This is a genomic window from Acinetobacter sp. UBA6571, assembly GCF_002434085.1.
In the GTDB taxonomy this organism is placed as follows: Bacteria; Pseudomonadota; Gammaproteobacteria; order Pseudomonadales; family Moraxellaceae; genus Acinetobacter; species Acinetobacter radioresistens.
The window spans coordinates 1-15,935 of the sequence record NZ_DJJJ01000030.1; the positions used below are offsets into that span (position 1 = coordinate 1).

Below are 15,935 nucleotides of genomic sequence, written 5' to 3' on the forward strand. Positions count from 1 at the left end.
CCTCATGTTTGAATTCGCCGTATTTTAATCATTGTATTTTCTGAATTAACTCTATAATTTTATATAGGTAAAATAGGGCTGTATATTAATTGAGCTTTATAAATATTAGTATTATAAAATTTTCTTTAGTATTTCATCTGGTGTTTAAATTTTTAATATTAATAAGTGTCGTTTAAATAATGCATAAGCCAACGCCTGAGATAGTAAAATAGAATGAACTTCTCACAATACTATAATTTAAAAAATAAGTACTTATATAACAGGCTTCGTTGTAAAAGCCTGTTATACAGTGTGTAAAAAATCAGGAATGTTCAATAACTTCTGCATTAGACAAGACTTTCCAGTCTTGCCCAGAAGGGGCTTGATAAACCTGTAGTCCAAATTCTCCAATAATGGCAATCAGGTGGTCAAAAATATCTGACTGAATGGCTTCATAATCTACCCATGAAGTTGTATTACTAAATGCATAAATCTCAAGGGGAAGTCCTTCACTGGTAGGTTGTAATTGACGCACCATAATTGTCTGATGCTGAGCAATACCTGGATGCTGTTTTAAATAAAACTCTATATAAGCACGAAATGTACCTAAGTTTGTCAAGCGACGCTGATTATAAATAGCCTGATTGCCAAGCTGCTGGTTAAATTTTTGAATTTCACTTTCTTTAATATTCAAATACTGGTCAAGAAGCAAAAAGTCCTTTAGCTTTTGCTGCTCTTCATTCGTCATAAAATGCACTGTGCTTTGGTCAATGTAAATAGCACGTTTGATACGTCTTACACCGGCATTGCTCATACCACGCCAGTTTTTAAAAGTATCAGTAATCAGTTTATTGGTGGGAATAGTCGTAAAGGTCTTGTCAAAATTTTGTACTGTGACCGTATGTAATGACATATCAATGACATCGCCATCCGCATTTAATGATGGCATCTCAATCCAGTCTCCGATACGTACCATATCATAAGAAGAAATTTGTACACTGGCCACCAGCGAAAGAATAGTATTTTGAAAAACCAGCATCAGCACAGTCGCCATAGCACCAAAGCCTGCTAGCAGGGTAAACACATCTTTCTTCAGGAAAGTACCTAAAATCATTAAAGCACAGACGATATACAGCATTAATTTAACCAGCTGCAAGTATCCTTTAATAGGCTTATTTTTTGATTTTGGATTGCGCTGATAAATCAGGTTAAAAATATTAAGAAGTTCGCTCAAAGCCAGCGCTAATGTAAGGAAAATAAAAGCCTGTGCTCCCATTTGTACAAAAGTTACAAGCTTGAGTGAAAGATGTGGAACCGTAGTGATGCCATTCATAATGACGATAGCCGGAACAATATTAGCTATGCGACGAATTACACTATGTTCAGCGAAAATACTGCTATTGGCAAACTTCATCTTGCTGATGAGTTTACGTAGGCCTCTTACTACGACCTGTTTGGCAATAAAGTTAGCCAGAGCGGCTAGCAGAATAAGAATGCCTAATGATGTCAACATCTCTAACCAAGGAAACTGATCTGACCAGTCCTGAATATTTTGTATAAAAGCCAGCTGTTCCAAGCCATTTACCCCTACAATTATGATTAATTGCATGATTGTAAAAGTTTATTGCTTGAAACAGGCTATAAACAACTTTTTATATACGTTTTATTAGCAAATTGAAACTTTATAGTATTACCTCAAGAAGAGGTGTTTTACCACATTAAATCATCAGGAATAACATATGCTGCATATGGATCTTCTTCATCAGTTGATTGATCATTGGCCTGCGTACTATTATGTAAAATAAACCCTTCCATGCGCGCATCAATTTTTTCTGCCAAGGCTTTTGGTAAATAGGCATAGCTGCCATTATCTCGTGCAATCATTAAACTGCCTGAAACCAGTGCATTATAAACCTGTTGTGAGATATAGACTTTTTTGATTTTGCCTTCATCGATAAACTGATAAGTTATATCGCCGTCAGTTTCCTTGATCTTATGATGAGAGATCATTTGGACAATATTGGCTTTTAAAGTTTTTTCTTCAAGCTGACGCTGTTTTTCCTGATTTAGAGCCTGATCTTTAGCTAACTTTTCCTGTTTTTCTTGCTCAATTTTTGCCTTGAGTGCAGCCTCGTCACTTTGACCGGTACGCTGTTCATGCTGTGCCTGTTTGCTCAGCTTTTTTGCTTTTTTATTATCTACCAAGCCGGCTTTTAAAAGTTGGGCCTGTAGTGCATTTTTAACCATGTTTGATTACTCCCAGCTTGAATGCTGTGTAGACTTATGACGAAAGTATATAGACCAGTAGATGATGCTGAGCAATAAACTCAAAACTGCCGGTACGAGAAATGACTGTAATTTTAGATAAGGATAAATCAGACTGGCAACAATACCACCGATTAAAAAGCCGAAGAGAATAAGTAAATGAAGAATAATACGACGCTTTCCAACGCTCAGGCCACGTAGGCAATAACCTAGCGCCAGCCCAAGATCAGTTAATACCCCTGATAAGTGGGTAGTGCGAATGATTGTACCTTTATAATGGCTAACCATTGCATTTTGCACGCCCATTGCAACACAGGCCCACAATAAAGCATATCGTGGGAAATAGGGTAACAATATCCAGCACAGGAAAATGAATAGCGCAACCAGACTAAGTGGCAAACCATAACGGCGTCCAAGCTGAAAGTGACTATTTCCAAGAATCAGGCCACTATAAAATGAACCGGTAACATAGCAAAGGACCACCAATATCAGGTACAGAACACTAGAGGGTTCCCAATTAATCAGGCTCATGGCCAGCATACTAATATTACCGGTCATATGTGAGACAGACTGATGCAAGACAGTCACCAGTCCAAGTACATTAATCATGCCCGCATTGATTGCCAGTAAAAAAGCACCTATTTGAATCCATGCAGGCAGTTTTTGAAAAGGCATCGCTACACTCGCGAATTATTGTCCTTTCAATAGATTAACGCATTCCACGGTCAGCAGCAGCAGTAAATAGTACATCAGTTGATGAATTTAATGCAGTTTCAGTCGAGTCCTGAAGCACACTGATCACCATTCCGATTGCAACCACCTGCATAGCAATTTCAGATGAAATACCGAACAGGCCGCAGGCCACAGGAATCAGTAGCAATGAACCGCCAGCAACCCCAGAAGCTCCACAGGCCGATACTGTAGCAACCACGGAAAGGATTAACATGGTTGAAATGCTGACCGGTATGCCTAAAGTATGTACAGTCGCGAGTGTTAGCACAGTAATAGTGACCGCCGCACCTGCCATATTGATAGTAGCACCCAAGGGAATAGATACACTGGCAGTTGCTTCATTTACACCCAAACGTCGTGCCAGGTCGAGGTTAACCGGAATATTAGCAGCGGAACTACGGGTAAAGAAAGCAGTAATGGCACTTTCGCGTAAGCATGTTAAGACTAGCGGATAAGGGTTACTGCGGGTAACAACTGCAACCAGCAAAGGATTAATGATAAGGGCAACAAAAAGCATAGTGCCAAGCAGCACTGCTAAAAGCTGTGCATAACTTTCCAGCGTTTTTAAGCCAGCATCAGCGAAAGTTGCAGCAACCAAACCGAATATACCCAATGGAGCAAAGCGGATTACAATTGCGATCACTTTACTAATGGCATTGGAAACATCAGTCAGTACCACACGTGAAGTCTCAGACGCGTGTCGAAACGCTAGCCCCAATATGACAGACCACGCTAGAATTCCAATAAAGTTCGCTTCACTCAGCGCCACAACTGGATTGGCAATAAAGCTCAATAACAGGTTTTTCAGTATCTCTCCCAACCCCCCTGGAGCCTGTACTTCGAGCTGACTTGGCACATCCAGGAACAATGTACTTGGAAACATTAGACTGGCAAAGACAGCACTAAATGCAGCTAGAAGCATACCAACCATATACATCATTAAAATAGGTCTGATATGTGCAGTCTGACCCAGTTTGAAATTGGCAATGGAAGCCATAACTAAAACAAAAACCAGAATCGGGGCCACTGACTTAAGTGCCTTAATAAAAAGATCACCCAGTAAGCTGAGATAGGGAGCTGCTTGAGGAAAAAGCCAGGTTACCAGCATGCCCAGAATAATGGCAATGACAATTTGAGTAACCAGGCTTAAGCGAAATAAGTATGAGAACATAGGAAAGCCTTATGAGACCTATAAGGGCCAAAAGTACAAGCCGGCTATTTTATACATAAAATACATAAAGCTTGAAATTAATTTTTACTGACCCGTCCATGGTCTTTCGAATGATATAAATATAATAAAAGCTAAATACTTTTATTACATTTGAATATCCATAGATCACTTGCATTGTTAATATTTAAATTTTAATGGGGCATTTCAGGCAAAAAAAGCTCTGGTGCCAAGTTCTGCATTGCCTGAAAGTGAGAGAAAAAAACCTGGCCATTTAAATGCTGCAATAAGGGGGAGTCTTTAAGCTTATCCATAACAGGGCCTTTGATTTCTGAAAAATGCAGCTGAATATGAAGTTTAGCGAGCTCTGCATTTATTTCCTCAAGCATTTCCAGTGCACTTAAGTCGATAGCGCTAATGCTTGAGCAGTTAATAATGACATGCTCAAGCTGGGCATTTTTACTTACTTCAGTAATGATATAGCCTTTTAAGGTATTCGCATTTAAAAAGCTCAGGTTTTCATCAATACGGATCGAAAAGATTTTGGGGCTGGTTATAACCTGATGCCGTGAAATATTACGGAAATGTTGTGTTCCTTTAACCAACCCAATCACTGCAATATGAGGACGGCTAATTCGCCAAAGCATTAAAATAAATGTAGAGATAATTCCGATTATCAGACCGGTAGAGATATCAATGCAAATAACACTGAAAAATGTAATCCACATTGCGATGCCATCTGCCTTAGAATAACGCCAAGTTTCAAGAAATGGTTTAAATTCAACCAGCTTCCAGATAGAAACAATAATGGTTGCAGCCAGGATAGCCAGCGGTAAATCTCGCAGGAACCCGGTAAAATACATACTAACCACAATAATAAACAGTGAAGAGAGTACGCCAGCCATTGGAGTGCGTGCACCAGCATCGGCATTTACAACTGTACGTGACAAACTTCCTGTTACGGGAAAGGCAGAGGTGACTCCGGCACTAATATTCGCCAAGCCAAGTGCGATAAGTTCCTGATTACTGTTCAGGTTACTACGCTGCTGCAATGCAGTGGCCTGTGCAATTGAAAGAGACTCTACAAAGCTGATCATTGCAATAAGAGCAGCACCAGGAAGCAAATCAATTACCATTTGCATGTTCCAGTGTGGTATAGCAATAGGGGGGAAACTTGAAGGAATTTCTCCTACAGTTTTAATGCCTGCCTGCTGCAAGTTCAGAAAATACATCAGTCCAATCGAAACTATAACCAGAATGAGGGGTAAGGCACGAATCAGAAAAATCAGTGAACCTGCTCTGGTTTTTATAAAGGCTGAGTTTAAAAAGGCAGGAATATATACCAGAAACAATACAGCAGTGATTCCAAGCGCCAGAGTAGCAAAGTTGCTATAACGTACATACTGCCAAAAAGATACCAAGAATTCTGGAACATTATTGGTTTGTAAGGGAATATCAAAAAGAAATTTAAATTGGCTTAATGCAATAAGCAGAGCTGAAGCAATAATAAAACTTTTTATAACCGGATGACTAATCAGCTGAATTAGAAAACCAAAACGGAATATACCTAAAAGTAAAGAAATAAAGCCGGTGAGTAGCGCTAGCAGACAAGCTGCTTCAATATAAACTGGCGAACCTACTTCGTATAGCGGGGCAAGGGTGCCAAAGACCATCATGGAGATAATAGCAACTGGACCAATTGAAAGCGTTGGACTGCCACCGACCATGGCATAAATAATCATGGGCAGGATACTGGCGTATAACCCCATTACAGGAGGCAGACCGGCGACCATGGCATAGGCCATACCTTGTGGTACCAGCATTGCAATAACAATTAATGCTGCCAGTAAATCTGATCTAAATTTTGGTCCGTTATATCTACTCAGCCATTGCCATGCCGGAAAAAGAGTGGGTATAGATAAACGACGCATAGCCATATAATAGCCTAAATCACATTTTTTCATATATTATGCATAAAAAGTGATAAAAAGTCGCTGCCTTTAAAAGTGTTACTTAATAAACTGCTATTAATTTACTGAATATATAGAATTTTATTATTATTTTGGACAATAGAGGTCATAAAGTGTATGTAAAACTTGGGTTAGTTTCTGATCTTTAATTGAATAAAAAATCTGCTTTCCCTGACGCCGTGTGATAACTACATCACTCTTACGTAACATCATCAGCTGTTGAGATAAGGTAGGCTGAGTAATTTGAGTTTTTTCCTCAATTTCAGAAACGTTTAATTCTTCTTGAGCTAAATGGCACAAGATTAATAGGCGATCTGTATTGGCCAGCGATTTTAGTATACTCACGACGGTGTCAGCAGAATCGCGCATGACATCGATTTGGAGAGCAGGTTGCATAATCAAATCCGTTAAATTGAGTGCGCCATAGTATAAATGTACTAAGAGAAAATAAAGATTAATTAAGAAGAATAATTCATGGCTTTTGATGAAGAAGTTAATCAGTAAAACTGATACATGGTATATATAAATCCAAGTTTTTAATTTGAAAAATATACTTTTTCTTTTTTAAAATCAATTCAGCGTGTAAAAATAAACATATTAATAAATCTTTTTACTTAAGAATGCTACTACCTCATAAGCTGCTCAGGTATAACAAATATGGTAAACCATTCAAAAAGCTATAATCTGGAGTAAAAAATGGCTAAGAACCAGACTAATGAAATTGAAATTAATATCGGGATTTCCACTGAAGGCCGCAAGAAAATTGTTGAGGGACTATCCCGTCTTTTAGCAGATAGCTATACTCTATATCTGATGACGCACAACTTTCATTGGAATGTTACGGGCCCAATGTTCAGTAGTCTGCACGCAATGTTTATGGAGCAGTATACAGAACAATGGAATGCGCTTGATATTATTGCTGAACGTATTCGTGCTCTTGGATTTCCTGCGCCCGGCACCTATAAACAGTTTAATGACCTCGCTACAATTAAAGAAGTAGAGGGTGTGCCTACTGCTGAGGAAATGATCCGTTATCTGGTCAATGCTCAAGAGGCAACTGCACGCACTGCACGTGAACTTTTTCCTGTCGTAGATGAAGTAAATGACCAGCCAACTGCTGATGTATTAACCCAGCGTATTGATGTGCATGAAAAAACTGCCTGGATGCTGCGTAGCCTGCTACAGTAAAAAAGTTTTTTAGAGCCAAACCCGCTCTATTTGAGCAGGTTTGGTTCTGGCTTTAACTTATAAGTAAATTTCAGGCGGGTAGGGCGTATTATCATTTATTGCAGAATAATATTGTTCTGCCAAAAAAAAGCCATCTGGTGCATTTTTGATATCAATTGTAAGGGAATGAGCCATAACTTGTGGATATGCCCAGATTAACTGTTTCATTAACCCAAAAGTTTCATTGTTCTGCATATCTCCTAAAATCCTTTGCCAGATAGCCCTATGGTAAGGTTCCTTATTATTGAAACCATAAAGATATGTCAAATTCTCTGGTGGTACAAAACCTGCCAGATAAGCTGTTTTGTCACTAGGATATGCTAATTCATCTAAGGCAACTTCCATAATTGTACGGTGGGCTTGTTCCAGGTTATTTTCTAAAATCCAGTCATAAGCTTCGACTATAATGTAGTCAAAATTAGGGTACCTATAGTATTCCTGTGGATAGTTGATACTGGTTAACAGAGTGGGCTGCTGAGTACGTATAGCAGGTAAGAATAATAAGGGACAAAACTGCGCATCTGGATAATTCTTTTTGAGAACAGTGCGGATATCCTGACATGTCTGACCTAGCTTTATTCGTAGCCACTGTCTGAATTCTTCATAAGGTGTACCAGTCTGGTAGACTGATTGAAAAATGTCTCCTAAATCTGGTGCATATAGGCCTGTATCTTGGTTAAAGGCTAATCGGGTAGAGTAATCATATATGCAGGGTAAGTTGGTTGCAGGATTATACCACCACCAAGGTTCTCCAATCTGCATATTGACCTGGCAGCCGCCTATCTGCATAGTTTCAGCGAATTCCAGAAAACCTTTTTGTAAATATGCCATAGCATTTATATTGCTAGGACTGAAAAAATAGCTGGGTGGCTCATAAGCCGTTTTACCCAGATTGTCATGAATGTCTCTTTGTGCCCAATATTCGTTGGCAGCAAGAGAGTACATTTCAAAGCTTAAGCTGAAAACAGGAGCAAAGGCTGCTTCATGCAATGCTTTAGCATAAACCTGATGCCATTTTAACGCACATGGATTAACTACATTTACACGTGTAGCAAGTGTATCAGGAATCTGCCATCTATTTACTTGTGTGTCCCAGTACATGTCTGGATAACGTGACATTCCGCAATAATGATTAAGTAGTCCCCGATAACCAAGCGCCACAATATTATCGACTATACGTTGAGGATTTAAATCATAATGATCATCATAACTGGTACATATACCTTTATGATGTGCAGATACTACTATCTGTTTAAGTTCTAATTGTGTGTGAGTTCCTTGAACTGTAGAGTTGGTGATTCTGACATAACAAAGTTCAGGATCAGGCAGTGGATAAGGCAAAGTCGCAGGATTATAACTGCTTGCTACCACATTCAATACAATACGCTGGATATGATTGACTGGAAAAGGAATGGTCGCATTAAAACCTGCTTTTACAGTATCCCAGTCAATCTGGATATGAGCCTGTCTGGACACAGGCTGATCTGCATAATTGAAAAGCGGAATATATGCTATTTGTTCAATTCCATTTTCCAGATAGTATACTGCTAGCGTAAGTGCCATCTGTTCATTATTGATCATAGGCATGTATGTAGAAACTTCTATATCAAAATCCCAGACCACACCACTGTAGTCATATAGTGTTTCATAACTTAAAAACTGATGATCTTTATGATCCTCAGACTCCCAGATAATACCTATAAGATCACTACTGAGGCGGGGTTTGAATAGTACTTCAAAACCGTTTCTGTAATTGGTAAGACTAAACGATGCTGTATCTGGGCCTTCTACCCGCCAATAATGAGGATGAAAACGTGGCAGGGTTTGAGTTGCCCATGAAAGTTGAGGGGGTATTTTCTGATAGGGAAAAGCATTTTGCATAACCGGCACCCTTTTAATAAATTAAGACGGTTTTCCAGAGTATATTTTTCAGATTTTTGGAAGTCGTATTTAGATACTAAAGAGGTATTATAAAAAAACCCGTTTTAATTCTTTGATTTTGTAAGATAAGAATGTAATTGATACTTATAATTGAGCATAAATCAGAATATATATCATGTAATTATAATGAAAGCCCATAATTTTTTAAATTATGGGCTTTAAAATAGATTCAATAGGCATATTAAATTAGAAAAAATTGAATACTCAAAGAAATAATCATAAATAAGACAGCTAGTCCCGTAAACTTATGCTTTATATTTTGAACCACTTCTGGTTTAGGAACAAAACTGTCGCGTCTTTCTATATTAATAAAATACTTTGCATATTTATCCATGAAGAATGATGCAATAGCAAAAATAGCAAATGTATTGGCCAGATAAATGTGTGGAACTTGATCTGCCCTGAATATAAAAAGGAATAGCCACATACCTATAGGCGTTAAAGTCATATAAGCTAAATCGAACCAGCTGCTCATATTTACTTTTACTTTTGCTTTTAAGCGGCAAAGCGTATCGAAAAGAGTAATTAAAGCAAAAATAAACCATACATTCATAAGTAAAAAGAATGCAAGCTCATAAGTCAGGTCACCTTTTTCTCCAGACATTCCCATGCTGACCAGCGTAACTGGCATGAGACTATAAGCGATAGACAGCAAACCAATACGGGTAATGTTACCTGTAACAGTACTTGAGAGATGTTTTTCCCAGCGTAAAAAATAAGTCCGGATCATGGCGATATATCTTTAGAAATAAATCAGATTAAAAAAACTGTTGTATTATGGTAAAAAAAGATACTTTTTGCACGAGAATTGAATAATTTTTGTGTATCTAATACATAAAAATTTTTAACATTTTGATAATAAGGCTAAAAATATTAAGTCATTATTTTTTCACAGAGATTAATACTTGTTACAAGAAGGGGCAGGGAGCTTATACAGAAAGTTAAGGACAAGGATCCATTTTCATTTATAAATTAAAACAATAAGCATATAAAGAAATAAGGTGATATATCTATGACTACTTCTAAAAATTAAATATATATATTTTATATAATTAACTGTTTATCAAAGTTAACTTTGATTTTTAAAACTTGTTGATTTGAATTTAGTCTAATACTGATTTTCACGATAGATCAAGTCACTTGCGTTATTTTGAAACATATCAAATAAAGGAATATTCAATCATGAAGAGAATGACAAGCATAATTTGGATTGGGTTAAGTTTGGGAGCATGCTCAACAATACCAGAATCAGAGTACCAAACAGCTGAAGTATATAAATCTTTAGGTTCCAGACAATGTGAACAAATTGACAGGACGAAGAATATCGTAGCGATGAAGCAGCAGTTAGTTCAAAACCAGATTAAAGTCCTCTCTTCTTATATTACTGATGACGGTCAGATACGGATTTCTCTCTGCGGTGCATCAGACGGTAAAATTGTAGTATTTAAAATTCCTGCTAATAAAATACAGCAGGCCCAAACTTTTGGCTTTCAGGATTTGAACCTGCTGAAGCACTGACTAATTTGAAACTGTATAAAATGACTTTTGCTACAGAGATGTATTTGGAGTACTTCTTCATTTACGTGCTGAAAAATAGCAGGCGCTTTATATTATAGAACTTATTTCTAAACAATTTAGCCTAAGTAAAATTAAATCATCCACATCAGACAATATCTAAATTTGACAACAGACAAACAAAAATAATTTTAAAATTCAAGCATAAAATGAATTAAGATTCATAAATTTCATCTTAGAAACCACTGTAAATGTAACAAAATATTTTATTTTTATTTCTTTAAAATTGAAAAATATATTTAAAATGAAATATATATTCTATTTTTAGGTGCATTAAGAAATATATAGAATAATCAGTTCTCTAATACAGATTGAAATGAATTTCCTTTTTCGTTAAGTTCTGTAAGCAAATAATTTATAAAATTTAATAGAAAAGGGGACAATAGCATGAAAGGGATGAAGGTGAAGAGTAGTGTCTGGCATCTACAAAGTGATGCCAGCCAAAAATTTAAACAAGCTTTAGTAGAAAATTAAAAATAGTTTTTATATTTCAGCTTTTTAAATTTCTAAATATCTTATTAGAGTTATTTAAAAATTTTATCTAGAAAGCTGAACAATAACAATTAGATCTGAATACTCAGCAAATCTTTAGTAATATGGATATTAAAGTTATGGATAAACTTATTAATTTACGGTCAAAACATTTGGTACTTGCTGTAAGTAGCATGGCAGTCATGTCGCTAGCACATGCAGGAGAGAACACAACAGAAATAGAACAATTACGTCAGGAAGTAAAAGAGCTGCGAACTTTACTAAATGCCTCACTACAACAGCCTGCTGTAACTCTTAAGCCCCAGAGTGATGTGACACCTCAGGTCAAAACTACCCCTTTAAATACATCCCAATCTGTTAAAACAAATATATTGCCTTCCGGAGCTGAAGTGAATCTTTATGGTTATATTCGTGCTGACGCTTCTTACCAGACGGAAGGCGCGGCAACCATGTATAACAATATTAGTGGAGTACCGCTTAAAGATACAGTAGAAGCAACTAATCAAAAAGATCGCTTGAGAACTACCGTTAATGTGACACGCCTAGGCCTGAACTTTAAGACACCCACCTCTATTGGTGATATTGGCGGTAAACTCGAAATGGACTTTTTCGGAGGTTCAACCCGAGACCAGTTCCGTATACGTCATGCGTACTTAACTTATGATAAATGGCTAGTTGGTCAGACTTGGTCGACCTTTGTTGCACCAGAATACATACCAGATACTGTAGACGCAGCAACATTTATGGGAGGAGCCTTACAGCGTTCTCCATTAATTCGTTATAGTGATCAGCTTTCTGAAAATACTAATTATGCCATCAGTATAGAAGACCCGAAATATACTGAAGCGACTGATCCGGCTAACAGAATGCGTATGCCAGCCCTTGTCGGACGTTTGAACCATAAGTTTGCTGATGGCTCAACGATTTCCGGCCGTAGCTTTATTGCAGAGAAAAAAACCGGTGAAGATGAACAGCTGGCTTGGGGTATTGGCTTAGGCGGGAAATATCAGATTACCCCAGAGACTTTATTAAAGGCAGATTATTATCATGTAAAAGGGGATGGACGCTTCGTATTATGGAGTAACAGCGGATATGCAATTGATGAAAATAATAATATGCACAGTAATGAGTTCGATGTAATTGCTGCCGGTATTACCCATCGTTTTACGCCTAAAATCAGATCAACTTTAGGTTATGGCTATATGAAAGCTCAAGATGACAATGAATTTTCACGCTTGAAATATGACGATGCATCTCAGAACAAGCAACTCTGGCAGGGATGGATTAATGCCATGTATAACCCTTATAAGCCGGTAACTTTTGGAGTGGAATATGTTTATGGAGAGCGTGAAACTTTCAATAATCGGACCGGCGTAGATAATCGTTTCAATATGATGGCTATTTATGACTTTTAAATAGATAAAAACCAGATTTAACAACTATTTACATTAATTTATTTAAAAAAGCCCATCAATCTTATGGGCTTTTTTACCTATAAAAAACATATAGATATAAAATATAAATGATCACTTCTATCAAATGTAATTATTTTACTCATAGCTAGAAAAATTATTTTATATTTTAATAAAATAGCCTAAGTAATTTTATAAAAATTTCCAAAGAATGAAAACCTATCCCAATAATATAAATCAAACGTAAAAAATAAAAAATTAGTTTTATAAACCAAAACTTTATTAAAAAAAGTAAATCTAAAAGGCATGGGCATAAGACTAAAGTAAAAATGCACTATTACCTTAATAAACCCATAGCAGAGATTGAGCCTAGAAAAGCATTCTGTAGCAGGCTAATTTCAGTAATCCAGTACAAATAATTATCTGGCAGTAAAGATAATAATACCTCGTACTAAAGCTATAAGTTAGAAAAAACAGAAAGATAATAAAAAACAAGGGCTTATAGTATTAAAACTAGCGAATCAATATACATTAGATAGTTAATACTGTTAGGTATACATATAGATTTAATTGAATAATAGAATTTGATTTTGCTTAACGAAATTAAATTCTATATTATAGAAAAAAATTGTTCTAATTCGCTCAATAATAAAATTAACTCTGTCATAAGGACCAAGATTATGAGTTTACAAGACAAGATGTCAGCTTCGGAGTGGGAAGCACGTTGCCAACTGGCTGCACTATATCGCTTGATTGCTTATTATCGCATGACTGATTTGATTGATACGCATATCAGCCTGAGAGTACCAGACCAACCTGAATACTTTCTGATTAATCAGTACGGCGTAACATTTGATAAAATGACAGCTTCTCAGCTGGTCAAAATCGATCATGATGGAAATATTGTTTCTGATTATGATCAGGGAAAACCAGTTAATGTGGCAGGTTTTGTAATTCATTCAGCCTTGCATACTGCACATACATATATAAACTGCGTAATTCATACTCATACAGCCGATGGTATTGCCGTTTCAGCGCAGAAACACGGTCTTTTACCAATTTCCCAGCATGCTTTAAAATTTTATAACCTGATGAGCTATCATGAATATGAAGGAGTGGCGCTCTCTACCGATGAGCGAGAACGACTGGTTCATGATTTAGGACAAAATCGGGTCATGATTTTAAGGAATCACGGCTTACTATCTGCAGGCGAAACCATCCAGCGTGCCTTCCATGAAATTTACTTTCTGGAAAGAGCCTGTCAGGCACAGATTAAGGCATTGGCGGGAGGATCTGAGTTACATTATCCTGCGCCCGAAGTATGTGAACGTACCGCAAGACAGTTTAACAGCTCCGCGGTAGAGCCAATTATCTTGAACGCATGGAATGCTGCACTCAGTCTGATTGAAAATCAGAAAGCAGAGTACTGTTCATGATAGTAATTTCCTGCAAAATACCTGAAATCGAGAAAATTCTACTCAAGGTCTTTCAAAAATATGCACCCGAAGGAACCTATTGTCTGCCAGAAAGTGAACAGGCACAACAGGCTACTACGGCGGCTTGCTGGTTTCCGGATATTGAACAGCTAAAACAGCTTCCCCAACTGAAAGTCATTCATTCCATTGCGGCAGGAATTGAACATCTGGATCTAAATCTTATTGACCCTTCATATCTAGTGTGTCGGGTTATTGATGAGCAGCACCAGAAGGGAATGTTTGAATATCTGTTATGGGCTGTCCTGTATTATCAGCGTCAGTTTGACCGGGCTATTAACCAGCAGAAACAGCAATTATGGAAACAGTACCGGCAATTCTCCAGTCAGGATATCCAGATTGGAGTGATGGGTCTTGGGCATATGGGGGGATATGTAGCAACCCATTTCGCACAGATGGGCTATCAGGTTTCAGGCTGGGCACGTTCCAAGAAAAACTTGCACAGAGTTCAATCATTTGCAGGAAATGAAGAGCTAGATGGCTTTTTAGCCAAGAGTCAAATCCTGATCAATCTTTTGCCGTTAACTGCACAGAATCATTCTATTTTATCAGCCCAGGTTTTAAAAAAGCTGCCAGAACAGGCCTGTGTCATTAATTGTGGCCGCGGTCAACATCTGGTTTTGCCAGATCTTGTTGCAGCACTTGATTCTGGTCATTTAAGGGGGGCAGTTCTTGATGTCTTTGAACGGGAACCCCTTGAGCAAGCCGATCCGTTATGGACTCATGAAAAAGTTCTGATTACGCCTCATGTGGCTTCGCATGCGCCAATGTCAATTGTCGTCGAGCAGATTCTGGAAAATGACCGTCGTTATAAAGAACATAAGCCATTAAACCATCAGATTGACTCTGCCAGAGGATATTAAAATAACACTTAGGAGTAAAAAATGGATTTTGAGACGATTAAAGTCAGTATAGATGCTCAGATTGGTAGACTACAGCTAGACCGGCCTGAAGCTATGAACAGTTTTAATGAAAAAATGCATCAGGAAGTTCAAATTGCCATACGCCAACTGGTCGATTCGGAGCAGGTCCGGGTCATTATTATAACCGGTTCAGGCAGGGCATTTTGTGCTGGCCAAGACTTGAAAGAGCGTGCCGGTCAGCTTGACCAGATTGCATTGCCTAATGAAGGTACACTGGCTAAATATTATAATCCTCTAATTGAAACGATTACCCACGCCCCTAAACCGGTGATTGCAGCAGTTAATGGAGTGGCGGCTGGCGCGGGTGCCAATATTGCCTTGGCCTGTGATCTGGTCATTACTAAACAGAGCGCATCTTTTATTCAGGCCTTCTGCAAAATTGGTCTAATTCCAGATGCCGGTGGAACCTGGCTTTTACCACGACTGGCTGGACATGCTAAAGCAATGGGGCTGGCCTTACTAGGCGATAAAATTTCCGCTGAACAGGCAGAAAAACTGGGACTGATCTGGCAGGTTGTACCAGATGAACAGTTTGATTCTGAAGTACAGCAACTGGCCCAAAGATTGGCACAACAGCCAACCTATGCTTTGTCTCTCATTAAACAGGCTATTCACCGGTCTACTCATCATACTTTGACTGAACAGCTTGAGCTGGAGAAAAACTTGCAATATCTAGCGAGTAACAGCCAGGACTATAAAGAAGGAGTAAAAGCATTTACTGAAAAGAGAACACCACTATTCATAGGTAAATAATCAGG

General features: G+C 37.8%; 14 protein-coding genes. 6 read left to right on the plus strand and 8 right to left on the minus strand.

What is annotated here, in order from left to right:
- Nucleotides 1-301: 301 nt before the first annotated feature.
- From B3X18_RS04535 to B3X18_RS04560, 6 genes are all read right to left on the minus strand, one after another.
- Nucleotides 302-1,588 (minus strand): mechanosensitive ion channel family protein, encoded by a 1,287-nt coding sequence (locus tag B3X18_RS04535; RefSeq protein WP_005025836.1) that lies wholly within the window; start codon nt 1,586-1,588, stop codon nt 302-304.
- A 101-nt stretch (nt 1,589-1,689) separates the two neighbouring features.
- Entirely contained in the window at nt 1,690-2,226 is a 537-nt protein-coding gene (locus B3X18_RS04540) for a DUF2058 domain-containing protein (protein ID WP_005025838.1), read from the minus strand.
- A 6-nt stretch (nt 2,227-2,232) separates the two neighbouring features.
- Entirely contained in the window at nt 2,233-2,919 is a 687-nt protein-coding gene (locus B3X18_RS04545) for a YoaK family protein (protein ID WP_005025840.1), read from the minus strand.
- Between the two features lie 34 nt (nt 2,920-2,953).
- Entirely contained in the window at nt 2,954-4,147 is a 1,194-nt protein-coding gene (gene sstT, locus B3X18_RS04550) for a serine/threonine transporter SstT (protein WP_005025842.1), read from the minus strand.
- Nucleotides 4,148-4,338: 191 nt separating this feature from the next.
- On the minus strand, nt 4,339-6,081 hold the full coding sequence (locus B3X18_RS04555) for a SulP family inorganic anion transporter (protein ID WP_005025844.1): 1,743 nt from the start codon (nt 6,079-6,081) through the stop codon (nt 4,339-4,341).
- A gap of 120 nt (nt 6,082-6,201) precedes the next feature.
- Nucleotides 6,202-6,510, minus strand: coding sequence for an ArsR/SmtB family transcription factor (locus tag B3X18_RS04560; protein WP_005025845.1), 309 nt, complete (start codon nt 6,508-6,510; stop codon nt 6,202-6,204).
- Between the two features lie 300 nt (nt 6,511-6,810).
- Between B3X18_RS04560 and B3X18_RS04565 the strand changes: the two genes are divergently transcribed.
- The gene (locus B3X18_RS04565; protein ID WP_005014349.1) at nt 6,811-7,302 is read left to right on the plus strand and encodes a Dps family protein; all 492 of its coding nucleotides are present in this window, start codon (nt 6,811-6,813) and stop codon (nt 7,300-7,302) included.
- Nucleotides 7,303-7,359: 57 nt separating this feature from the next.
- Here B3X18_RS04565 and B3X18_RS04570 read toward each other — a convergent pair whose 3' ends face one another.
- Nucleotides 7,360-9,222 (minus strand): non-contractile tail sheath protein, encoded by a 1,863-nt coding sequence (locus B3X18_RS04570; protein ID WP_005025848.1) that lies wholly within the window; start codon nt 9,220-9,222, stop codon nt 7,360-7,362.
- Nucleotides 9,223-9,463: 241 nt separating this feature from the next.
- Entirely contained in the window at nt 9,464-9,913 is a 450-nt protein-coding gene (locus B3X18_RS04575) for a hypothetical protein (protein WP_227548697.1), read from the minus strand.
- A 551-nt stretch (nt 9,914-10,464) separates the two neighbouring features.
- On the opposite strand from B3X18_RS04575, the gene B3X18_RS04580 reads away from it, so the two are divergent.
- From B3X18_RS04580 to B3X18_RS04600, 5 genes are all read left to right on the plus strand, one after another.
- The gene (locus B3X18_RS04580; protein ID WP_005025852.1) at nt 10,465-10,800 is read left to right on the plus strand and encodes a hypothetical protein; all 336 of its coding nucleotides are present in this window, start codon (nt 10,465-10,467) and stop codon (nt 10,798-10,800) included.
- 668 nt (nt 10,801-11,468) lie between these two features.
- Entirely contained in the window at nt 11,469-12,764 is a 1,296-nt protein-coding gene (locus tag B3X18_RS04585) for a DcaP family trimeric outer membrane transporter (RefSeq protein ID WP_034675240.1), read from the plus strand.
- Nucleotides 12,765-13,441: 677 nt separating this feature from the next.
- Nucleotides 13,442-14,197, plus strand: coding sequence for a class II aldolase/adducin family protein (locus tag B3X18_RS04590; RefSeq protein WP_034671340.1), 756 nt, complete (start codon nt 13,442-13,444; stop codon nt 14,195-14,197).
- The gene (locus B3X18_RS04595; RefSeq protein WP_005025858.1) at nt 14,194-15,117 is read left to right on the plus strand and encodes a 2-hydroxyacid dehydrogenase; all 924 of its coding nucleotides are present in this window, start codon (nt 14,194-14,196) and stop codon (nt 15,115-15,117) included. Before B3X18_RS04590 ends, B3X18_RS04595 begins: the two co-directional genes overlap by 4 nt.
- Before the next feature lie 21 nt (nt 15,118-15,138).
- Complete coding sequence (locus tag B3X18_RS04600; protein WP_017401227.1) at nt 15,139-15,930, plus strand: enoyl-CoA hydratase-related protein; 792 nt, start codon at nt 15,139-15,141, stop codon at nt 15,928-15,930.
- Nucleotides 15,931-15,935: the final 5 nt, after the last annotated feature.